Annotated in this window: 12 protein-coding genes; 9 read left to right on the top strand and 3 right to left on the bottom strand. The window is 74.2% G+C overall.

The window, feature by feature from the left end; all coding sequences use genetic code 11:
- The 6 genes from HCN56_RS01135 to HCN56_RS01110 all read left to right on the top strand — a co-directional run.
- Positions 1–2,252 (top strand): type I polyketide synthase (locus HCN56_RS01135; protein ID WP_167967508.1); only part of this gene is annotated, 2,252 nt, incomplete at its 5' end.
- A 69-nt stretch (positions 2,253–2,321) separates the two neighbouring features.
- Complete coding sequence (locus HCN56_RS01130; RefSeq protein ID WP_167967507.1) at positions 2,322–12,422, top strand: SDR family NAD(P)-dependent oxidoreductase; 10,101 nt, start codon at positions 2,322–2,324, stop codon at positions 12,420–12,422.
- Complete coding sequence (locus tag HCN56_RS01125) at positions 12,415–13,305, top strand: 3-hydroxyacyl-CoA dehydrogenase family protein (protein ID WP_167967506.1); 891 nt, start codon at positions 12,415–12,417, stop codon at positions 13,303–13,305. The genes HCN56_RS01130 and HCN56_RS01125 overlap by 8 nt, the downstream gene beginning before the upstream one ends.
- On the top strand, positions 13,302–13,586 hold the full coding sequence (locus HCN56_RS01120) for an acyl carrier protein (RefSeq protein WP_167967505.1): 285 nt from the start codon (positions 13,302–13,304) through the stop codon (positions 13,584–13,586). The genes HCN56_RS01125 and HCN56_RS01120 overlap by 4 nt, the downstream gene beginning before the upstream one ends.
- On the top strand, positions 13,583–14,692 hold the full coding sequence (locus HCN56_RS01115) for an acyl-CoA dehydrogenase family protein (protein WP_167967504.1): 1,110 nt from the start codon (positions 13,583–13,585) through the stop codon (positions 14,690–14,692). Before HCN56_RS01120 ends, HCN56_RS01115 begins: the two co-directional genes overlap by 4 nt.
- A gap of 60 nt (positions 14,693–14,752) precedes the next feature.
- Positions 14,753–15,868 (top strand): HAD-IIIC family phosphatase, encoded by a 1,116-nt coding sequence (locus HCN56_RS01110; RefSeq protein ID WP_167967503.1) that lies wholly within the window; start codon positions 14,753–14,755, stop codon positions 15,866–15,868.
- Positions 15,869–16,046: 178 nt separating this feature from the next.
- On the opposite strand, the gene HCN56_RS01105 is transcribed toward HCN56_RS01110, so the two are convergent.
- On the bottom strand, positions 16,047–16,688 hold the full coding sequence (locus HCN56_RS01105; protein ID WP_167967502.1) for a response regulator: 642 nt from the start codon (positions 16,686–16,688) through the stop codon (positions 16,047–16,049).
- Positions 16,689–16,808: 120 nt separating this feature from the next.
- Here HCN56_RS01105 and HCN56_RS01100 point away from each other — a divergent pair, with 120 nt between their 5' ends.
- Positions 16,809–17,096 (top strand): GIY-YIG nuclease family protein, encoded by a 288-nt coding sequence (locus HCN56_RS01100; RefSeq protein WP_167967501.1) that lies wholly within the window; start codon positions 16,809–16,811, stop codon positions 17,094–17,096.
- A 75-nt stretch (positions 17,097–17,171) separates the two neighbouring features.
- Here HCN56_RS01100 and HCN56_RS27140 read toward each other — a convergent pair whose 3' ends face one another.
- Both HCN56_RS27140 and HCN56_RS27135 read right to left on the bottom strand, forming a co-directional pair.
- A complete protein-coding gene (locus tag HCN56_RS27140; protein WP_312870987.1) occupies positions 17,172–17,795 on the bottom strand; it encodes an SDR family NAD(P)-dependent oxidoreductase in 624 nt (207 codons plus the stop codon).
- Entirely contained in the window at positions 17,735–18,151 is a 417-nt protein-coding gene (locus HCN56_RS27135) for an SDR family NAD(P)-dependent oxidoreductase (RefSeq protein WP_312870986.1), read from the bottom strand. Before HCN56_RS27135 ends, HCN56_RS27140 begins: the two co-directional genes overlap by 61 nt.
- Before the next feature lie 77 nt (positions 18,152–18,228).
- Between HCN56_RS27135 and HCN56_RS01090 the strand changes: the two genes are divergently transcribed.
- Positions 18,229–18,987, top strand: coding sequence for a thioesterase II family protein (locus HCN56_RS01090; protein ID WP_280923207.1), 759 nt, complete (start codon positions 18,229–18,231; stop codon positions 18,985–18,987).
- Between the two features lie 290 nt (positions 18,988–19,277).
- Complete coding sequence (locus HCN56_RS01085; RefSeq protein WP_167967500.1) at positions 19,278–22,187, top strand: helix-turn-helix transcriptional regulator; 2,910 nt, start codon at positions 19,278–19,280, stop codon at positions 22,185–22,187.
- The last annotated feature ends 7 nt before the right edge of the window (positions 22,188–22,194 follow it).

The following is a 22,194-nucleotide window of genomic DNA, read 5'->3' as shown; positions in this document are numbered from 1 at the left end:
TGGAGGTGTCGGGGCATCCGGTGTTGACGGGTGCGATCGGTGACACGCTCGATGAGCAGGCGCCGGTGACGGTGGGCACGCTGCGGCGTGACGACGGCGGCGCCGAACGCCTCCTGACCTCCCTCGCCGAAGCCCACGTCGGCGGAGTCGACGTCGACTGGTCCGCCGTCCTCGGCACCGGCACGGCTGTCGACCTGCCCACCTACGCCTTCCAGCACCGCAGGTACTGGCCCGAGGTCCCGGAACTGGAGCACGCCGGCGGATCGGTGGACGACTGGCGCTACCGGATCACCTGGCAGGAGAGCGGCAAGGACAGCACCGGCTCCTTCACGGGCACCTGGCTGCTCGTCGGGGACGACCCCGACCGTGCGGCCGTCGAAGCCGCGCTGACCGGGCACGGCGCCGAGGTGATCACGGTCGCGGGGACGGCGGACCTCGACGTGTCCGCGGTCGCACACGTGAGCGGCGTGGTCTCGCTGCTCGCGCTGGACGACACCCCCGACGCGGACTTCCCGTCGGTGCCCCGCGGCACGGCCGCGACGGTGGACCTCATGCAGACCCTGGGCGGGGCGGGCATCACCGCACCGCTGTGGGTGTTGACCCGGGGCGCGGTGCAGACCGGCGCCGGCGAGGTGACGACCAACCCGCTGCAGGCGCAGGTCTGGGGCCTCGGCCGGACGGCCGGCCTGGAGCACCCGAACGAGTGGGGCGGCCTGATCGACCTGCCGGCGGAGTTCGACGCCCGTACCGGCGCCAGGCTCGCCGCGGTCATCGCGGACGGCAGCGAGGACCAGGTCGCGCTGCGGCCCTCGGGCGTCTTCCTGCGGCGTCTGGTGCGGGCCGAGGCCCGCCGCGCCGAGGCGGGGCAGTGGAACCCGCGCGGCACGGTCCTGCTGACCGGCGGCACCGGCTCCATCGGCCCGCACATCGGAAGCTGGCTCGCCGAGCGCGAGGCGCCCCGCGTCGTGCTGACCTCCCGTTCCGGCCCGTCCGCGCAGGGGGTGGCGCAGCTCGCCGCCTCGGTCGCGAACGCCGGATCGAGCGTGGAGGTGGTGAGCTGCGACCTCGGCGCCCTTGACCAGGTGACCGGTCTCGTCGGGTGGGTCGAGCGAACCGGTCCCCGCCTCTCGTCCGTGCTGCACTCGGCGAACACGCAGTTCCTCGCCCGGGTGGCGGACACCGACCGCGCGGGCCTCTCCGTGGCGCTCGGCGCGAAGGCCCTCGGGGCGCTCAACCTGGACGTGGCGACGACGGGTCTCGACCTGGACGAGTTCGTCCTGTTCTCCTCCATCTCCGCGACCTGGGGCAGCAACGACCACGGCGCCTACGCCGCCGGCAACTCCTTCCTCGACGCGCTGGCGGAGGACCGCCGGGGCCGCGGCCTGCCGGGCACGTCCATCGCCTGGGGCGTGTGGAACACCCGAGACTGGGACGCCATCGACGAGGAGATGGAGCAGGGCGCCGGCCAGGTGACACCCAGCTTCCTGCGCAAGCAGGGCATCAGCTTCCTGGACAAGGACCGGGCGCTGACCATGCTGGGCGAGATCATCAGCGACGATGAGACGCACATCGCGGTCGCGGACGTGGAATGGAAGAAGTTCGCTCCGGTCTTCAGCGCGGCGCGGCCCCGTCCGCTGCTCGACACGATCCCGGAGGCGCGGGACGAGGCCGAGCCCGCCGGATCGGCCGACCCGCAGGCGAACGCCCGTGGCGAGTACGTCTCCCGGCTGTCCGGCCTGTCGGCGGACGAGCGCCGCCGTACGGTCATCGACCTGGTGCGCTCGCACGCCACCGCCGTGCTCGGCCACAAGTCGGTGGCCGAGATACCGGCCGAGCGCGCGTTCCGGGACATCGGCTTCGACTCGCTGACCGCGGTCGAGCTGCGGAACCGGCTCAACGCCGCGGCCGGGGTGAAGCTGCCTTCGACCCTGGTGTTCGACCACCCGAACCCGACGGCTCTCGCCGATCACCTGCTCACCGAGCTCTTCGGCCACGAACTGGTCGGCCACTCGGCCGTCCTCGACGAGTTCGACCGCCTCGCGGCCGGGCTCACGCCGCCCGACGACGAGGCACGCGCCGAGATCGTCGCCCGCCTGGAGGCGCTGACCCAGCACTTCCGGGCCGTGCGGTCCGACCAGGGACAGGCCGGAGCCGCCGCGGAGGAGGAAGGGAAGCGCAAGCTCGAAGAGGCCACCGCCGATGAGATGTTCGCGCTCCTGAAGGACGAACTCGACGATCCCGACTTCGACTGACCCCTGCCGCTCCCAGCAGCCCCGCCGGCTCCACCTCACTCCCGAAACAGGTCGAAGGGTACAAGGACGATGCAGAACGAGGAAAAGCTCCTCGACTTCCTCAAGCAGACCACCGCGAAGCTCCGTACGACGCGGGCGCGGCTGCGTGAGGTGACGGAGCGCGAGCGGGAACCGATCGCGATCGTCGGGATGGCCTGCCGCTACCCGGGCGGGGTCCGCAACCCCGAGGAGCTGTGGGAACTGCTGGCCGCCGGTGGGGACGCCATCGAGGGCTTCCCCACCGACCGTGGCTGGGACCTCGAGGCGCTCTTCGACACCGACCCGGAGGCGACGTTCACCAGCGACGTCTCCCAGGCCGGCTTCCTGTCGGGGGCGACCGACTTCGACGCCTCGTTCTTCGGGATCAGTCCGCGTGAGGCATTGGCCATGGACCCGCAGCAGCGGGTGCTGCTCGAGACGACCTGGGAGGCGATCGAACGGGCCGGCATCGACCCCGCGGCCCTGCGCTCCACGTCCACCAGCGTCTTCGTCGGAGCCTCGCCCTCCGACTACGCCAACTCCGGCGGCGACATCTCCGGTTCGGAGGCGCACCTGATCACGGGCACGGCGATGAGCGTGCTCTCCGGCCGGATCGCGTACACGCTGGGCCTCAACGGTCCCGCGGTGTCGGTGGACACCGCCTGTTCCTCCTCCCTGGTGGCCGTCCACCTCGCGGCGCAGGCGCTGCGCGGTGGCGAGTGCTCGATGGCACTCGCCGGCGGCGTCACCGTGCTCGTCGGGCCCGGCTCGTTCGTGGGCTTCTCGGCGCAGAACGGCCTTGCGGCCGACGGACGCTGCAAGGCGTTCGGCGCGGGCGCCGACGGCATGGGCATCGCCGAGGGCGTGGGCATGCTCGTGCTCGAGCGCCTCTCGGACGCGCGCCGCAACGGCCACCACGTGCTGGCCACGATCGTGGGCAGCGCGCACAACCAGGACGGCGCCTCCAACGGCCTGTCCGCCCCGAACGGTCCCTCCCAGCGGCGCGTCATCCGCGCCGCGCTGGCCAACGCCCGCCTGACCACGGCCGACGTGGACGTGGTCGAGGCGCACGGCACGGGCACCACGCTGGGCGACCCGATCGAGGCGCAGGCCCTGCTCGCGACCTACGGGCAGGGGCACCCGGCCGACAAGCCGCTGCTGCTCGGCTCGATCAAGTCCAACCTCGGGCACACCCAGCAGGCCGCCGGCGTCGCCGGAATCATCAAGATGGTGCTGTCGCTGCGGCACGGCATGCTCCCCGCGACCCTGCACGCGAGCGAGCCGACCCCGCACGTCGACTGGTCGGCCGGCCATGTGCGCCTGCTCCAGGAGGCCGTCGAGTGGCCCGCGGGTGAACGGCCGCGCCGCGCCGGCGTCTCGGCGTTCGGCATCAGCGGCACCAACGCGCACGTCATCGTGGAGGAGGCGCCCCAGGAGGAGCCCGTCTCCGCCGAAGCCGTCCCGTCCGAAGCAGCCGCTGCCGAGGACGCGGCACCCGGCGCCTCCGCCGCCGGGGCGGGCGCCGAGCGCACGCCGCTGCTGCGCGAGGACGCCGGGGTGGTTCCGTTCGCCGTCTCGGGGCGCTCCGCGACCGCGCTGGCCGAGCAGGCCGGGCGGCTGCGGGAGCACGTGGCGGCGCGCCCGGAACTGGCGCTGCCCGACGTGGCACGGTCGCTCGTCACCACGCGCTCGGTCTTCGAACGGCGCGCGGTGGTGCTGGGCGCCGGGCGTGAGGAGCTGCTCGCCGGTCTGGCCGCGGTCTCCACCGACCAGCCCGCTCCCGGCGTCGTGAGCGGGACGCTCGCGCCCGCCGTGGTGGGCAAGACGGTCTTCGTCTTCCCCGGCCAGGGCTCGCAGTGGATCGGCATGGGCCGCGAACTCGCCGAGGCGTCCCCGGTCTTCGCGGCGCGGCTCGCCGAGTGCGCGGCGGCGCTCGCGCCGTTCGTGGACTGGGAGCTCGACGCTGTGCTCGCGGGTGAGCACGGGTTCGAGGCCGCCGACGTGGTCCAGCCCGCGCTGTGGGCCGTGATGGTTTCGCTGGCCGCGGTCTGGCAGGCGGCCGGCGTCGTTCCCGACGCGGTCGTCGGCCACTCGCAGGGCGAGATCGCCGCCGCGGCCGTGGCGGGCATCCTGTCCCTCGACGACGCGGCCAAGGTCGTGACGCTGCGCAGCAGGACGCTGAAGGCGCTGGCCGGCCGCGGCGGCATGCTGTCGATCGCCGAGCCGGCCGAGGCGGTGCGCGAGCGCATCGCCCCGTTCGGCGCGCGGCTGTCCGTCGCGGCGGTGAACGGACCGCGGGCGACGGTCGTCTCCGGCGACCCCGACGCCCTGCGCGAGATCAAGGAGGCGTGCCCCGAGTCGGTGCGCGCCCGGATGATCCCCGTGGACTACGCCTCGCACAGCCCCCAGGTCGACGAGCTGCGCGCGGAGATCCTGGCCGTCCTCGACGGCATCTCGCCGCGCGAGACGCGCATCCCCATGATCTCCGCCATGAGCGGTGACATGATCGCCGGTCCCGAACTCGTGCCCGACTACTGGTACGCCAGCCTCCGGGAGACCGTCGAGTTCGAGCGGGCCGTGCGCTCCCTCGTCGCCTCGGGACACGGCACCTTCATCGAGACGTCCCCCCACCCCGTGCTGACCCCGGCGATCGCCGACGGACCCGACGGGCAGGCGCCCGTCGCGGTGGGCACGCTGCGGCGTGACGACGGGGGAGCGGCGCGGCTGCTGCGTTCGTTCGGCGAGGCGTTCGTGCGGGGGCTGCCGCTGGACTGGACGGCGGTGCTGCCCGAGGCCGGCGGTCCGGTCGAGCTGCCGACGTACGCGTTCCAGCGCCGCAGGTACTGGCCGGAGTTCCCCGAGCGGGTCAGGGGAGCCGGCGGGGACGCCGTCGCCGGCCTGCGGTACCGGGTGATCTGGGAGTCGCTCGGCTCCCTCTCCGGCGGCGGCCTTTCGGGGCTGTGGCTGGTGGTGGCGTCGTCGGCGGAGGCCGGTCTCGCGGCCGAGGTGGCCCGGGCGGTGGGCGGCCGTGGCGGCGCGGACGTGCGGATCGTCGAGGTGGACGGAACGGACCGGACGGTACTCGGCGCCGCCGTGGCGGACGCCGTGGGTGCGGGCGGTGGCGGTCTCGCCGGTGTGGTGTCGCTGCTCGGGCTCGACGAGACGGCGGTGCCTGGCGGCGACTGGGCGCCCGCGGGCGTGGCGGCCACGGCGGGTGTGGTGCAGGCGGTGGTGGACGGCGGGTTCGAGGTGCCGGTGTGGGCGCTGACGCGCGGTGGCGTGGCGGTGCTGCCGGGTGAGGTGCCGAGCGTGGCGCAGGCCCAGGTGTGGGCGCTGGGCCAGACGGCGGGTCTGGAGCTGGCGCGGCAGTGGGGCGGTCTGGTCGATGTGCCGGCGGAGTTCGACGAGGTCGTCGGCGCCGGCCTGATCGCCGTCCTCGCGAGAGGGCGCGGCGGCGAGGACCAGGTGGCGCTGCGTGCCTCGGGCGCGTACGCGCGGCGTCTTGAGCACGCTCCGCGCGCGGCGGACGCCGCGTCGGCTGAGGCGTTCGTGCCGCGCGGCTCGGTGCTGATCACGGGCGGTACGGGGATGATCGGTGGTCGTACGGCGCGTCTGCTGGCGGGGCGTGGTGTCCCGCGGGTGGTGCTGACCTCCCGCTCGGGTCCGGCGGCTTCGGGTGTGGCGGTGCTCGCGGCCGAACTCGCCCTGGCGGGGACCGCGGTGGACGTGCTGTCCTGCGACGTGTCGGCGCGCGCGCCGCTCGGCGCCCTGCTCGACCACCTCTCCGCGACCGGCCCCGAGGTCTCCGCCGTCGTCCACTCGGCCGGTGCCGAGCATGCCGCGCCGATGGCGACGCTGACGACCGACGACCTGTCCGCGGCCTCCTCCGTGAAGGTCGGCGGCGCGGTGCACCTGCACGAGCTGTCGGTCGAGCGCGGTCTCGACCTGGACGCCTTCGTGGTGTTCTCCTCCGGCGCGGCCGTCTGGGGCAGCGGCGTGCTCGCCGGGTACGGTGCGGCGAACGCGGCCGTCGACGCGCTGGTGGCGCGGCGCCGCGCGGAGGGCCTCGCCGGCACCTCCGTGGCCTGGGGCCTGTGGGGCGGCGGCGGCATGGGCGGCGGCGCGGCGGGGGAGCAGCTCAGCGGCTTCGGCCTGCGCCCGATGGCGCCCGAGCGCGGCATCCAGGGCCTCGCCCAGGCGCTCGACGACGGCGAGGACCACCTCGTCGTCGCCGACATCGACTGGGAGCGCTTCCTCCCCATCTACACGCTGCACCGGCCGAGCCCGTTCCTCTCCACCCTCCCCGAGGCGATCCGCGCCGCGGCGGCCGAGGCGGAGCAGGAGAGCGCCGAGACCGGCGCGGATGCGCCGCCGCTGGTGCGCCGCCTGACCGCGCTGCCGCCCGCCGAACGGGAGGCCGCGCTCGTCGCCGCCGTCCGGGCCGAGGCCGCGGCGGCGCTCGGCTACGGCGACGCCGAGGAGATCGATCCCGAGCAGGCGTTCCGCGACCTGGGCTTCGACTCGGTGATGGCTGTCGCCCTGCGCAACCGGCTCGGCGAGGCCACCGGCCTGCGCCTGCCCTCCACCGTGGTCTTCGACTACCCGTCCGTCACCGCCCTGTCGGACAAGCTGCACGGCGACCTCTTCGGCGTCGCCGAGCCCGCGGCCGAGGCGGCCGTCGCGCCGCGGCACGCTCCCGCCGACGAGGACGACCCGATCGTCATCGTCGGCATGGGCTGCCGCCTCCCCGGCGGTGCCACCTCGCCCGAGAGGCTCTGGCAGCTCCTCGCCGACGGCACCGACGCGATCAGCCCCTACCCCGAGTACCGCGGCTGGGACATGACCACCGCGTTCGGCCTCGAAGGCGGCTATGTCCACGAGGCCGCCGACTTCGACCCCGCCTTCTTCGGTATCGGGCCGAACGAGGCGCTGGCCATGGACCCGCAGCAGCGGCTGCTGCTCGAAATCTCCTGGGAGGCGCTGGAGCGGGCCGGCATCGACCCGATCGGCCTCCGCGGCTCCCGCACCGGCGTGTTCGTGGGCGGCTGGATGCAGCTCTACACGCACGCGCTCGACGGCAGCACGGCCGACCTGGGCGAGAGCACCCCGGTCAGCGACGGCGGCGCGGTGCTCTCCGGCCGCGTCTCGTACAACCTCGGCCTCGAAGGCCCCTCGCTCACCATCGACACCGCCTGCTCCGCCTCGCTCGCCGCGCTCCACCTGGCCTGCCAGGCGCTGCGCTCGGGCGAGTGCGATCTCGCCCTCGCGGGCGGCGTCACCGTGATGGCCGCCCCGAGCGCGTTCGCCTTCGGCGCCGGCATGGGCCTGTCCCAGTACGGGCGCAGCAAGGCGTTCTCCGTCTCGGCGGACGGCATGGGCATGGGCGAGGGCGCCGGCATGCTCGCCGTGGAGAGGCTCTCCGCGGCCCGCCGCCACGGCCACCCCGTGCTCGCGGTCGTGCGGGGGACCGCGATCAACCAGGACGGCGCCTCCAACGGCTTCACCGCGCCGAGCGGCCTCGCCCAGCAGCGCGTGATCCGCGCCGCCCTGGCCTCGGGCGGCCTCACGCCCGACCAGGTCGACGCGGTCGACGCGCACGGCACGGGCACCGTGCTCGGCGACCCGATCGAGGCGAGCGCGCTGCTGGCCACCTACGGGCAGAACCGCCCCGAGGACCGGCCGCTGTGGCTGGGGTCGATCAAGTCCAACATCGGGCACGCGCAGGGTGCCGCCGGCGTCGCCGGGCTCATCAAGATGGTGCTCGCGATGCGGCACGGGGCGCTGCCGCGCAGCCTGTACTCCGAGCAGCCCTCCCGGCAGATCGACTGGGATTCGGGCCGGGTGCGGCTGCTCACCGAGCACAGGCCCTGGCCCGCCAGGGAGGGCGCGCCGCGCCGCGCGGGCGTCTCCAGCTTCGGGATCAGCGGCACCAACGCGCACATCATCCTGGAGGAGCCCCCCGCCGAGCCCGCGGCGGACGAGGGCGCCCCCGCCGGCCCGGAGACGGCGGCCGGAGTGCCGCTGCTCGGCCGGGACGTGGACGTCACCGCCTGGGTGATCTCCGCGCGCGGCCCTGAGGCGCTGGCCGCCCAGGCCGACCGCGTGCTGCCCCTGGCGCGCGACACGGACGGGGCCGGACCCGCCGCCGTCGCCCGCGCGCTGGTCACCCGCCGCAGCCGGTTCCCGCACCGGGCGGTCGTGGTGGGCGAAGGCCGCGCCGCGCTGGCCGAGACCCTCGCCGCCGTCGCCGGGTCGCGTCCCGACGCGGCGGCTGCCGTCGGCACCATCCCGACCGGCGGGCCGGGTCGCACGGCGTTCGTCTTCCCTGGCCAGGGTTCGCAGTGGGCCGGGATGGGGCGCCGGATGGTGCACGAGTCCCCGGTCTTCGCCGCGGAGTTCGCCCGGTGCGTGGAGGCGCTGGCGCCCTACGTCGAGTGGGACGCGTATGCGGTGCTCGAAGGCGCGCAGGACGCCCCCTCGCTGGAGGCGGCCGAGGTGATGCAGCCCGTGCTGTGGGCGGTTATGGTCTCGCTCGCCGCCGTGTGGCGGGCCGCGGGCGTACGTCCCGACGTGGTCGTGGGCCACTCCCAGGGCGAGGTGGCCGCGGCGACCGTGGCGGGCATCCTCTCCCGCGAGGACGCGGCGCGCGTCGTCGCGGTGCGGGCGAGGCTGCTGACCGGACTCGGGGTCGAGGGCGGCATGCTCTCCGTGGTCCTGCCGGCGGACGAGGTCGAGGAGCTGATGCAGCCCTGGGCCGGGCGCCTGTCCGTGGCCGCCGTGAACTCGCCGCTCGCGACCGTGGCCTCGGGGGAGCCCGAGGCGATGGTGGAGTTCGAGCGGCTGCTGCGCAAGCGGCGGGCGATGCGCTGGCGGGTGCCCGTCACCGGGTTCGTGGCGCACTCGCGGCTGTGCGAGCCGCTCGCCGAGACCCTGCCGGCCGCCCTGGCGGGCATCGCCCCGCGCACGGGCGAGGTCCCCTTCTTCTCCACGGTGGAGGGGCGCCTGGTCGACGGCGCCGAACTGGGCCCGGAGTACTGGTACGCGAACGTGCGGCGCACGGTCCGCTTCGGCGAGGCCGTCGAGGCGCTGGCCGCGACGGGCCACCGCACCTTCCTGGAGGTCTCCGCCCACCCGGTGCTGCTCACGGCGGTCGAGGAGGTCCTCGTGCCGCGGGCCGACCTGCCCGACCCGGTGCTGATCGACACGCTGCGGCGTGACGACGGTGGCGTGGACCGGCTGCTGCGTTCCTTCGGCGAGGCGTTCGTGCGGGGGCTGCCGCTGGACTGGACGGCGGTGCTGCCCGAGGCCGGCGGTCCGGTCGAGCTGCCGACGTACGCGTTCCAGCACCGCAGGTACTGGCCGGAGTACCCGGACCGGGTGCCCGGCGCGGGCACGGACCTCGCGGCCGGCCTGCGGTACCGGGTGATCTGGGAGTCGCTCGGCTCCCTCTCCGGCGGCGGCCTTTCGGGGCTGTGGCTGGTGCTCACCTCCACCGCCGAGGCCGGTCTCGCGGCCGAGGTGGCCCGTGCGGTGGGCGGCCGTGGCGGCGCGGACGTGCGGATCGTCGAGGTGGACGGAACGGACCGCGCGGTACTCGGCGCCGCCGTCGCGGACGCCGCCGACGGAAGCCCCCTGCGCGGTGTGGTGTCGCTGCTCGGGCTCGACGAGACGGCGGTGCCTGGCGGCGACTGCGCGCCCGCGGGCGTGGCGGCCACGGCGGGTGTGGTGCAGGCGGTGGTGGACGGCGGGTTCGAGGTGCCGGTGTGGGCGCTGACGCGCGGTGGCGTGGCGGTGCTGCCGGGTGAGGTGCCGAGCGTGGCGCAGGCCCAGGTGTGGGCGCTGGGCCAGACGGCGGGTCTGGAGCTGGCGCGGCAGTGGGGCGGTCTGGTCGATGTGCCGGCGGAGTTCGACGAGGTCGTCGGCGCCGGCCTGATCGCCGTCCTCGCCGCCGGGCCCGGTGGCGAGGACCAGGTGGCGCTGCGTGCCTCGGGCGCGTACGCGCGGCGTCTTGAGCACGCTCCTCGCGCGGCGGACGCCGCGTCGGCTGAGGCGTTCGTGCCGCGCGGCTCGGTGCTGATCACGGGCGGTACGGGGATGATCGGTGGTCGTACGGCGCGTCTGCTGGCGGGGCGTGGTGTCCCGCGGGTGGTGCTGACCTCCCGCTCGGGTCCGGCGGCTTCGGGTGTGGCGGTGCTCGCGGCCGAACTCGCCCTGGCGGGGACCGCGGTGGACGTGCTGTCCTGCGACGTGTCGGCGCGCGCGCCGCTCGGCGCCCTGCTCGACCACGCCTCCGCGACCGGCCCCGAGGTCTCCGCGATCGTCCACTCGGCCGGCGTGGAACACGGCGCGCCCATCGTCACGCTGACACCCGACGACCTGGTGGCCGCGTCGGCGGTGAAGGTCGGCGGCGCGGTGCACCTGCACGAGCTGTCGGTCGAGCGCGGTCTCGACCTGGACGCCTTCGTGGTGTTCTCCTCCGGCGCGGCCGTCTGGGGCAGCGGCATCCTCGCGGCATACGGCGCGGCCAACGCCGCCCTGGACGCGCTGGTGGCGCGGCGCCGCGCGGAGGGCCTCGCCGGCACCTCCGTGGCCTGGGGCCTGTGGGGCGGCGGCGGCATGGGAGCGGGCGACGCTGGGGACGAGCTCAGCGACTACGGCCTGCGCCCGATGGCGCCCGAGCGCGGCATCCAGGGCCTCGCCCAGGCGCTCGACGACGGCGAGGACCACCTCGTCGTCGCCGACATCGACTGGAACCGCTTCCTGGAGACCTACACCCTCTACCGGCCGAGCCCGTTCCTCTCCACCCTCCCCGAGGCGATCCGCGCCGCGGCGGCCGAGGAGGAGAACCCCGGGGCGTCGCCCGAGGCCGCTGCGCTCCGCAAGCGGCTCGCCGCGGCCCCGTCCCCGCTCGAACGGGCGACGGTCCTGCTCGACGTGGTGCGCGAGCACGCCGCCGCCGTACTCGGACACCCCGACGCGGCGGCCGTCCAGCCCGACGCCACCTTCCTGGAGCAGGGCTTCAACTCCCTGTCGGCCGTCGAGCTGCGCAACCGGCTCGCCCGGGTCACCGGCCTGCGCCTGACCGGGCCGCTGACCCTCGACCACCCCACCCCGATCGACACGGCCGATCACCTGCGGGAACGGCTCGCGTCCGACGCGGCGGGGCAGGACGGCGCGGACCGGCCCGCCCGGCGCTTCGTGCTCCCCGACCCGTCCGGGACGGAGGGCGGCGACCTGGCGGGCACGCCCGACGCGGGCGCCACCATCTCGGAATCCCTCACGGCCCTCTACACCAGCGCCCACCGGAGCGGGCGCGGCGCCGACGCCATGCGGATGATCACCGGGCTCGCCGCCTTCCGTCCCTCCTTCGACAGCCCGGCCGAACTGGCGGGCTTCCCGCCCCTCGTGCCGCTCGCCCGCGGCACCGAGGGACCCACACTGATCTGCCTGCCGTCGTTCGGGGCCACCGCCGACGCGCAGGAGTTCGTGCGCCTCGCCCACGGTTTCCAGGGCCGGCGGCAGATCCTCGCCGCCACGGTCCCCGGCTACGCCCCGGGCGAGCCGCTGGCCGCGAGTCCCGACGCGCTGCTCGATCTCTACGTCGAGACCGTGCTCGCCGCGCCGGAGACGGCCGCGGACGCGGGGCCGTTCGTCCTGGTCGGCTACTCCTCGGGCGGACTCACCGCGCACGCGCTCGCCGCCCGCCTCACCGACCGCGGCCGGCCGCCGGCGGCGCTCGTGCTGCTCGACACGTTCACTCCCGAAATGGCCGGTGTGCCCGACGACTTGCTCGCCGAACTGCCGGCCGCCGTGCTGGAGAACAACCGCGGCAGCACCGGGGTGGACGGCATAGGTGGGGATGACTGGCTGACAGCCTTTGCCCATTACTATGACTTCGACTGGCGCGCCCACCTGCCGCACGCCGGCGACCTGCCGACCCTGCTCGTCCGCCACGCGGACAGCGCCGACGGTCAGGTGGGAGCGGCCGACTTCGTCCGGGCCCCGTGGGCCTACTCGGGCGATGTGACCCCGGCGGCCGTGCCGGGCGACCACTTCTCCATGATCGGCTCCCGCGCCGAAACCACGGCGCGGGCCGTCGAATCCTGGCTTGCCACGCACTTCTCCGCCACTCAGGACAGGGACGATGACTGACCAACAGGAGCAGCAGGCCGAGGGCCATCGCCTCGGCGTCGTCGGCGCCGGCGTCATGGGCACCAACATCTCCGCCCTCGCCCTCGGCCACGGCGTGGACGTCACGCTCGTCGACGTCGACGAGGAGATCCTGACCTCGGCCCGCAGGACGATCCGCCACAAACTCAAGCACGCCCAGTTGATGGGCGCCCTCCCGGCGGACCGCCCCCGCGGCACCCTCACCACCACCACCTCGACGGCCGACCTGGCCGGCTCCACCACCGTCATCGAGGCGGTCGTGGAGATCGACGAGGTCAAGCGCAAGGTGCTGGGCGAGATCTCCGCCGCGGTCGCCCCCGGCACCCTGCTGATCTCCAACACCTCCTGCATCCCGGTCGACGAGATGGCCGGCTGGGTCGCCCGCGGCGACGAACTCGTCGGCGTGCACTTCATGAACCCCTCGTACCTCATCAAGATGGTCGAGGTGATCAGGGGCACGGCGACGAGCGAGGCCACCATGGCCGCGGTCCGCGCCCTGCTCGACACGCTCGGCCGCGAGGCGCTCGTGATCAACGACGCGCCCGGCTTCGTCATCAACCGGCTGCTGCACCCGCTGATCAACCGCGCGGCGATGCTCGTCCAGGAGGGCGTCGCCACGGCCGAGACCGTGGACGGCCTGCTCGAGGGCTGCCTCGGCCACTCCACGGGACCGCTGCGCACCGCCGACCTGATCGGCATCGACAACCTCGTCGACTCCCTGCGCGTCCTGCACGAACGCACCGGCGACCCCGAGTGCGACCCCTGCGAGCTGATGCTCCAGAAGGTCCGCGACGGGCACCACGGCCGCAAGACCGGCCGCGGCTTCTACAACTACCACTCGGCTACGGAAAGGCACACACGATGACTGCCGCGCAAGGCGGTACGGGCAGCGACTCCCTCGAGAAGGAGCTGACCGCCTTCCTCACCGAGCGGACCGGTACCGAACCCTCCGCCGAACAGGACCTCTTCTCCACGGGCGTCATCTCCTCCATGTTCGCCCTGCAACTGGTGGTGCACCTGGAGGACGAGTACGACATCGAGATCGTCGGCCCCGAGCTGTCCATGGACAACTTCCGCAGTGTCCGTGCCATGTCCGCCCTCGTGCAGCGGCTGCAAGGGGCCGAGGACGGCAGCCGGGCCGGATGAGCATCGACACCGGCGCGATCGACGCGCTCGTCGGTGACGGCCCGGCGGCCTGGGACACCACCGGCCTCATCCCCGTGGATGTCCTGCGCAAGCTGGGCGGGATGGGCGTGCTGTGCGCCGAGGTGCCGGCCCGCTTCGGCGGGCCCGGCGCCGACGTCTTCGCGAGCGGCGAGCTGACCGCCCACGTGGGCGCCCTGTGCAGCTCGCTGCGGAGCATCATGACGGTGCAGGGCATCGCGGCCGCCACTGTGCTCCGTTTCGGCGACCGTGAGCAACGCCGGGACTACCTCGGGCAGCTCACGAGCGGCAGGCTCGCCTGCGTGGCCTTCAGCGAACCCGGCGCCGGCTCCGATCTCGCCGGCATCGCCACCCGCATCCGCCCGGCCGACGACGGCACGGGCGACGCGCTCGTCTCGGGCGAGAAGATGTGGATCACCGGCGCCGTCTACGCCGATGTCATCGTGGTCTACGGGCTGTTCGGCGACGGCCCGAGCGGCGCCGCCGCCGTGGTGCCCACGGACGCCCCCGGTGTCCGCATCGAGCAGGTCAAGGACCCGCTCGGCTGCCGCGCCGCCACCCACAGCCGCGTCGTCCTCGACGACGTGCGCGTCCCCGCGCGGGCCGTGCTCGGCGGCGGGGGCCAGCCGCTCCCGCTGCTCTTCACCACCGCGCTCTCCTACGGCCGGATGTCGGTCGCCTGGGGCTGCGCCGGCATCCTGCGCGGCTGCCTGGCCGCCGCCACCGCCGACGCCCGCACCCGTGAGCAGGGCGGCTCCCCGATCGCCGAGCACCAGCTCGTCGCCCGGCACCTCGCCGAGCTGTACACCTCGGAGCGGATCGCCACCCAGGTCTGCCGCCACGCCGCCGAGCAGTGGGAACGCGGCGCCGCCGACGCGCCCGTCGCCGCCGTGCTGGCCAAGCAGGTCGCCGCCACCCACGCCACGCGCGGCGCCGCGACGGCCGTCCAGGTGCTCGCCTCCCGCGGCTTCACGGACGGCCACGTGGTGGCCCGCGCCTACCGGGACGCCAAGGCGATGGAGCTGATCGAGGGCAGCACGGAGATCTCCCAGCTCATCCTCGCGCGGCACGTCCTCGACACCGTCTGAACCACCCTCGCCGTCACCTTTCCACCACGCAGCGACAAAGAGCCCTCGAAGGAGAGATCCGTGTCCGATGCACCCACCCTCGTGAAGTGCCTGGTCTGGGACCTCGACAACACCCTGTGGCAGGGCACCCTGCTGGAGGACGGCGAGGTCGTGCTGCCCGACGCGATACGCGACACCATCGTCGCGCTCGACGCCCGCGGCATCCTCCAGGCGGTGGCCAGCAAGAACGACCACGACCACGCCTGGGAGCGGCTGACCGCCCTCGGCGTCGCCGAGTACTTCGTGCTGCCGCAGATCGGCTGGCACGCCAAGTCCCAGTCGGTCAAGGAGATCGCCGACCAGTTGAACTTCGCGATGAAGACGATCGCCTTCATCGACGACCAGCCGGCCGAACGCGCCGAGGTCGCCTACCACCACCCCGAGGTCCGCTGCTACGACGCCGTCCAGGCCGCCCAGCTGCCCAGCCTCCCCGAGTTCAGCCCCGCCGTCGTCACCGTCGACGCCACCCGCCGCCGCGACATGTACCAGGCGGGCTTCCGCCGTACCGCGGAACGCGAAAGCTTCTCGGGCCCCGACGAGGAGTTCCTGCGCTCACTCGAACTGGTCATGGAGATCAAGCCCGCCGACGACGCGGACATCTCCCGGGTGGAGGAACTCACCCTCCGCACCAGCCAGATGAACGCCACCGGCGTGTACTACTCCGACGCCGACCTGCGCGCCCTGCTCGCCGACCCGGAGCACGAGGTGCTCACCATCACCCTCACCGACCGCTTCGGCCCGCACGGCGCCGTCGGTGTGCTGCTGCTCGGCTACCACGAGCGCGTCTGGCACCTGAAGCTGCTGGCCACCTCCTGCCGTGTGGTGTCCTTCGGCGCGGGGTCCATCCTCCTCAACTGGCTGATCGGCGAGGCCGCCGCGGCCGGCGTTCACCTGGCCGCCGACTTCCGCCGCACCGACCGCAACCGGATGATGGAGGTCGCCTACCGGTTCGCGGGCTTCACCGACGACGCGTGCGACTGCCTCACCGGCCTGCCCACCGCCGGTACCGACCCCGAGCGCGCGGGCATCGAGTTCCGCCACCTGGTGGCCGGCCCCAGGCCCGTCCCCACCACCATGCGTGTCACGGCCCCCACCCTCGGCCGGGCCACCAGCACGGCAGAGGGCGCACTCGCCTGACACCACCGGCTGCGACCGCCCCCGCTCGCGGGCCTTTCCGGGGCCCGGGACGGGGGCGTTCCGCTGTCGTGGGTCCCGGTTCTCCCCGGCATGCCATGCCCGCCGACCGGAAATCCGGCGATGACCGGCGGTCCGCGCTTCCGTCCCGCCGAAGAGGAACAGCGCGCCCAGGAGGTCGTCAGGGACGGCCGAGGATGCCCCGGTCGTAACCGGTGGCGACCGCCGCGGCCCGGTCCTTGACGCCCAGCTTGCCGTAGACGTGCGACAGATGCGTCTTGACGGTGGCCTCGCTGATGAACATCTCGGCGGCGATCTCGCGGTTGGACGTGCCCCGCGCGACGAGCGTGAGGACCTCGCGCTCGCGGGCCGTCAGGGACTCCTCGGCGGGGGCCGCGGGGGCGCGCATGGCGCTGACCAGCCGGGAGGCGATAGCGGGGGAGAGGACGGCACGCCCCTCGGCCGTGGCGCGCACGGCGGCGAACAGCTCGTCACGCGGTGCGTCCTTGAGCAGGTAGCCGGTCGCGCCCGCCTCGATCGCCGGGATCGTGTCGGTGTCCGTGTCGTACGTGGTGAGAACGAGGACCCGGGCACGGGAACCCCGGCGCGCCAGCCCCGCGATGGCATCGACGCCGTTGCCACCCGGCATCCGCAGATCCATGAGGACGACATCGGGATCGAGGTTCAGCGCGAGATCCACGGCCTCGACGCCGCTCGACGATTCCCCGAGAACCGTGAAACCGGGCGCCGCGGTGAACATGGCGCGCAGCCCGTCCCGTACGACGGGGTGGTCGTCGACGAGCAACAGTGTGATGTCAGTCATGGCGCTCCACACGATACGGGAGCGAGGACGGGACATCCCCCGCTCCCGTGCAATGCAGGGGTACATACGGGTTCGCCCGAACCACAGCACTGCCCCTCCACCGCTCGCCAGGGTGGAGCTGTGAAGGTCGTGTACAAGATCACTTACCCCAACGGGAAGATCTACATCGGGCAGGATCGCACCGACGATCGACTGAGGTATTTCGGGAGCCCGTCCAAGCGGCTGCTGGAACACGACACCGACCGCGAAGCACTCCGTGATTTCACCATCAGGAAAGAGATCCTCTGGGAGTCCGAGGACGCCCCCAGAAGCGAAGTGAACGCACGCGAGAAGGCGCTGATCCTCGAACACCGCTCGAACGATCCCGCCATCGGGTACAACCAGCTCCCCAAGTTCCGAGCCGTGTGATCTGCAACTCCGAGGAAGGCATCGCATCGACCAGGTCCGTGGAACCAGGGGGGAGCTCCAGGGCGCGACGGTCGGTCACGCCTTGATCAGTTCCTCGCTCAGCTTCCACAGCCGGCGCGCGGAGTCGCGATCGATGGAATGCGAGGGGACAGCGGAGTTGGGGTGTTCCGGATCGAAGGGCGCCGGCTCGTCGTCGAGTTCCGAGATGTCGCTGTTCCTCAGGTACGCACCGCCGATGTCGGCGAGGAGGGGGCTGACCGCCGCGAACACGATGGTGGCAGCCCCTTGCGCCGGGGTCTTCCGGTCACGGTCGGGGTCGATGATCGGCCGGCCCCATTCGTCGATCAGCCCCATGGCCCGCAGCGCTTCCTCGCCCGCGGCGCCGTTGAGGCCGGTGCCGACGACGATGCCCGGATGGGCCGCGTAGGAGCGGACGCCGTCCTCGGCGCAGCGACGGTCCAGCTCGACGGTGAAGAGCACGTTCGCCGTCTTGGACTGGGCACAGGCCACCAGGGGATCGTAGCCGGCGGCGAAGTGCGGGTCGTCCCAGCGGACATCACCGAGTCGCCAGGCGCCGGAGGTGACGTTGACGACGCGTGCGCCGCCGGCGGTGCGCAGGGCGGGCAGCAGCCTTGTGGTCAGCTGGAAGTGGCCGAGGTGATGGGCCGCGAACTGCACCTCGTACCCGCGGGCGTCCACGGTCCGTTCCCGGGGTGCTGGAGACCGGCGTTGTTGATCAGGAGGTGCAGGGGACGGCCGGTCGCGAGCCACCGTGCGGCGAAGGTGTCGAGCAGGGCCGGGTCGAGCAGGTCCGGCCGGTCGGCCTCCACCTTCGTGACCCCCGCCAGTGCCTGCTCGGCGCGGTCGGGATCGCGCGAGACCGTGGTCAGCGACGCACCGGAACGGGCCAGGGCACGGGTAACTTCGAGGCCGATCCCGGCGTGGCCTCCCGTGATGACGACGTTCCTGCCACGCAGGTCGACCCCCGCGATGACCCCGTCGGCCGTGGAAACCGCGGTGAAACCGGACCCGAGGGGACGCTGACTCTCTTTCATGCCGCCACGCTATGAGTGCGGAAGCGCATGCTGAATAATCGACAGTCCGTACGGTCTGTCACCAGGAGGAGCCCCACATGACGACGTCCACCGAGGAAAGCCTGTGGGCCCGGTGCTTCCACCCGGCTCCCGAGAGCGACGCCCAGCTCGTCTGCTTCCCGCACGCCGGAGGTTCGGCCTCCTTCTACTTTCCGGTCTCCGCCCAGCTCTCGCCGGACGCCGAAGTGTTCGCGGTGCAGTACCCGGGACGCCAGGACCGCCGCAAGGAGCCGGGGATCGGCGACATCCAGGCGCTCGCCGACCGGATACACGAGGCGCTCCGGCCGCTGCTGGAGCGCCCCCGGCGCACCGTCCTCTTCGGCCACAGCATGGGCGCCACCCTCGCGTTCGAGGTGGCTCGCCGTATCGAACGGGACGGCGGCGAGGTGTCGCACCTCTTCGCGTCCGGACGCCGCGCACCCTCGTCCACCCGGCCCGAGACGGTGCACCGCCGCGACGACGACGGCATCATCGAGGAGCTGAAGGCACTCGCCGGCACCGACGCCTCGCTCCTGGGTGACGAGGAGGTCATGCGGGTCGTCCTCCCCGCCATCCGCAGCGACTACCGCGCCATCGAGACCTACCGGTGTCCGCCCGAGGCCACCGTCCGTGCCCCGCTGACCGTCCTCACCGGCGACAGCGACCCCAAGACCTCGCTGGAGGAGGCGGAGGCGTGGCGCGGTCACGCCGGCGGCCCGTTCGACCTGAGGGTCTTCCCCGGCGGGCACTTCTTCCTCAGCGCGCAGGGGCCGGCCATCATCGCCCTGCTGCGCGAGCGGCTGACCGCCGCCGGCTGAACCCCGCCGTGCGCGGCCGGCCGTCCCGCCACGGCGGCCCACGGGCCGACCGCCGGTCCGCGGTGGAACCCGCCGACCCCGCCGCCGGGCGGGGCAGGCGGCCCCGGACGGCGCGCTCGGCCGCGCCGCGGCGGGACGGGTGCTGCCACCGGTGACCTGCTCGCCCCGCCGGGCCGCCGGGAATGTGTCGGCCGCCACATCGCGGGTTGCTGCCGCGCGGCAGCGCGTGCCGCCGGGGACAACGGCACGGTGCAGGCATGTTGTTGGGGACGAGACGGAGGGAGCGCGCGATGCGGAACCGTCTCGTCACCCGCGGCCCGTCGGCTGCGCCGTCCGACCGCGACCGGGCCCTCTCCACCCTCGCCGCCCGGGCCGTGGACGCCCGCAGCGGTGGCGCCCGACTCGTGACCCTCTACGGTCGGGCGGGCTCCGGCAAGACCGAGTTGCTGCGCCGCTTCCGTGCGAGCGACAGCTGCCGCCGCGCGACGGTGCTGTACGGCGCGTGCGACGGGCCCGGGGACTACAGCGGTCTACGCGCGTTGTTCGCGGAGCGCCCCGCGGAGCCCGGGGGCACCGGAGCAGCACCCCCGCCCGGCCCCGCCGCCGACGCCCTGGCCGGGCGACCCACGAAGCCGGGCAGGGGGTCCGGCGCCCCCGACGGCGCCGCGGTCCAGTCCGTCCTGCGCGACCTGTACCGCCACGCGGCCGCCCTGGCGTGGGACCGGCCGCTGATCCTGCTCCTCGACGACGTGCACCGCTGCGACCCGCTCTCGCTCACCTGGATCGACTTCCTCCTGCGGCGCGCCGACCACCTCCCCGTCCTCGTCGTGCTCGCCTGCCGGTCCGAGGCGGAACCCGCCGCCCCCGCCGTCCTCGCCGACATCACCACCCAGCGCCGACCGCTGCCGATCAGCCTCGCCCCTCTCGATCGGGAGGAGGCGGCCGACCTCGTGCGCGACGCGTTCGGACAGGTCGGCAAGGACACGTTCGTCGACCGCGTCCACGCCGTGTCCGGCGGCAACCCCCGCACACTCACCCGCCTGCTCGGCCAACTGCGCGCGCACGGCGTCCGACCAGACGAGGCGGGCGAACGCAGCGCCGCCGACATGGGCCGCCACGTCCTCGCCCGCTCGGTGCGCGAGGTCCTGGAGCACCGCCCGCCCTGGGTGGGGGACGTCGCCCGTGCGGTGGCCGTCCTCGGAGAGGAACCCGCGGAACTGCTGGCGGCCCTCGCGGGAGTGCCCGCCGCCACCGTCCGGGAAGGACTGCGGGTGCTGCGGCGGGCCGGTGTGATCGCCGCCGACCGGGACGACTTCGCCCACGACATGGTGCGCGCCTCCGTCCTCGCGGGGCTCGACGGAGCCACCGCCGCCCGGCTGCGGACCGACGCCGCGCTCCTGCTGAGCGACGCGGGACGGTCCTCCGAGGAACTCGCCTGCCAGCTGCTGCAGTTGCCCGTCCTCGACCAGCCGTGGATGGCGGGTGTGCTGCGGGACGCCGCCGCTCACGCCGAACGGCGCGCGGCGCCCGACCGCGCCCGCCGCTGCCTGCGCCGCGTCCTGGAGCTGGAACCGGAGAGCGTCGCCGTGCGCCTCGAACTCGCCCGCCTCCTCGCCGAGACGGACCCGCCCCAGTCCCTGCGGCTCCTCGCGGACGCCCTCCCGCTGGCGGTGGACTCCGGCGAACGGGCGCGTGTCGCGGTGCTGTACGGCCGCGTCTCCATCGCCGCGCACCGCACGGCCGACGGCCTGCGCGTCCTCGACGAGGTGCTCGCCGAGCTCGACTCCGCCCCGGCGAACGGCAGCGGCCCCGCGGAGCAGGAACTCCGCCACCTGGCCGAGTCGACGCTGCTGCTCGTGGGCACCTGCGACCGAACGGCGCTCGCCGCCGCCCGCAGCCGCGCGGAACGGCTGACGCCCCCGCCGGGCGACACCCCGGCGCAGCGGCAGACCCTCGCCACGGTCAGCCTGCTCACCGCGTTGGGCGGCACCGAAGCGGCGGCCGTCAGCACCCACGCCCGGCGCGCGCTGCGGTCGGCGGCGACCGCCACCGAGAGCTGGTCGCTCCTGGCAGCCGCCTTCGGCCTCACCCTCACCGACGAGGTCGAGGACGCCCGCTGCGCGTTGGACCGCCTCGTCCAGTACGGGCAGGACCACGCCACACTCGCCGGCCGGGCACGGGCACTGTCGATCCGTTCGCTCCTGAACCACGGCGTCGGCGCCTACCCGGACGCCCTCGCCGACGCCGCCGCCGCGGTGGAGACCATCAGCGGGCAGGGATGGGGCTCCGCAACGATCCTGCCCCGCGTGGCACTGGCGACGGTCCTGGTCGAACGCGGCGAGCAGGACCGCGCCCAGGCGCTGCTGGACGGCGTGGACCACGACGAACTCGGCCGCAGCGTCGTCGAGTACCACTGGCACCTCGTCGCCCGCGCCCGGGTCCGCGCCGCCCGGGGCGACCTGACCGGCGCGCTGGAGCTCTTCCTCCACTGCGGCCGGTCCATGACGGAGCTGGACGTGCGCAACTCCGCCCACCTGCCCTGGTGGGTCGACGCGGCCGTGCTCCTCGCCACCCTGGACCGCCACGAGGAGGCCCGACGCCTGGCCGAACTCGGCCGCGAGCAGGCCGAGCGCTGGGGCACCACCCGCGCCCGCGGGCTGGCCCGGCTCGCGCTCGGAGTGGCGACCACCGGACCCGCGGGCACCGCCCACCTGGCGGCCGCCACCGAACTGCTCGCCGCCTCGCCGGCCCGCGCCGCCGAGGCCCGCGCCCACCACCTGCTGGGCCAGGCACAGTTGCGCGAGGGAAAACCCCGAGCCGCACGCGAGCACCTGCGCGCCGCGATCGACCTCGCCCAGCGCTGCGGCGCCACCGCGCTGGGCGCCACCGCCCGCACCCTCCTCGTCAGCGCCGGCGGGCGGGTCCGCAGGCCCACCGCCTCGCCGCTCGACCTGCTCACCGCGACCGAACGCACCGTCGCCGACCTCGCGGCCGGCGGAGCCAGCAACCGCGCCATCGCGGAGACGCTGTTCGTCACGGTCCGTACCGTCGAGACCCACCTCACCAGCGTCTACCGCAAGCTCGGCATCGCCGGTCGCGCCGAACTCGCCGACGGCCTGCGGGCCGTCACCGCGCCCGGCGGCCGGCTGCTCGCCCCCCGTACACCCCGAACGACGGTCCACGCCGACACGGACGGATGAGAGGCAG

This window comes from Streptomyces lonarensis (assembly GCF_012033735.1).
GTDB classification, from domain to species: Bacteria; Actinomycetota; Actinomycetes; order Streptomycetales; family Streptomycetaceae; genus Streptomyces; species Streptomyces lonarensis.
Note: the sequence above shows the minus strand (reverse complement) of the source record. Positions and strands in the feature narration are given on the sequence as shown.

Bases quoted from the DNA above. Each gene is read 5' to 3' on its own strand.
- HCN56_RS01105 (WP_167967502.1), bottom strand. From the start codon at position 16,688: ATGACTGACATCACACTGTTGCTCGTCGACGACCACCCCGTCGTACGG.
- HCN56_RS01130 (WP_167967507.1), top strand. From the start codon at position 2,322: ATGCAGAACGAGGAAAAGCTCCTCGACTTCCTCAAGCAGACCACCGCG.
- HCN56_RS27135 (WP_312870986.1), bottom strand. From the start codon at position 18,151: ATGAAAGAGAGTCAGCGTCCCCTCGGGTCCGGTTTCACCGCGGTTTCC.
- HCN56_RS01090 (WP_280923207.1), top strand. From the start codon at position 18,229: ATGACGACGTCCACCGAGGAAAGCCTGTGGGCCCGGTGCTTCCACCCG.
- HCN56_RS01125 (WP_167967506.1), top strand. From the start codon at position 12,415: ATGACTGACCAACAGGAGCAGCAGGCCGAGGGCCATCGCCTCGGCGTC.
- HCN56_RS01085 (WP_167967500.1), top strand. From the start codon at position 19,278: ATGCGGAACCGTCTCGTCACCCGCGGCCCGTCGGCTGCGCCGTCCGAC.
- HCN56_RS01115 (WP_167967504.1), top strand. From the start codon at position 13,583: ATGAGCATCGACACCGGCGCGATCGACGCGCTCGTCGGTGACGGCCCG.
- HCN56_RS01120 (WP_167967505.1), top strand. From the start codon at position 13,302: ATGACTGCCGCGCAAGGCGGTACGGGCAGCGACTCCCTCGAGAAGGAG.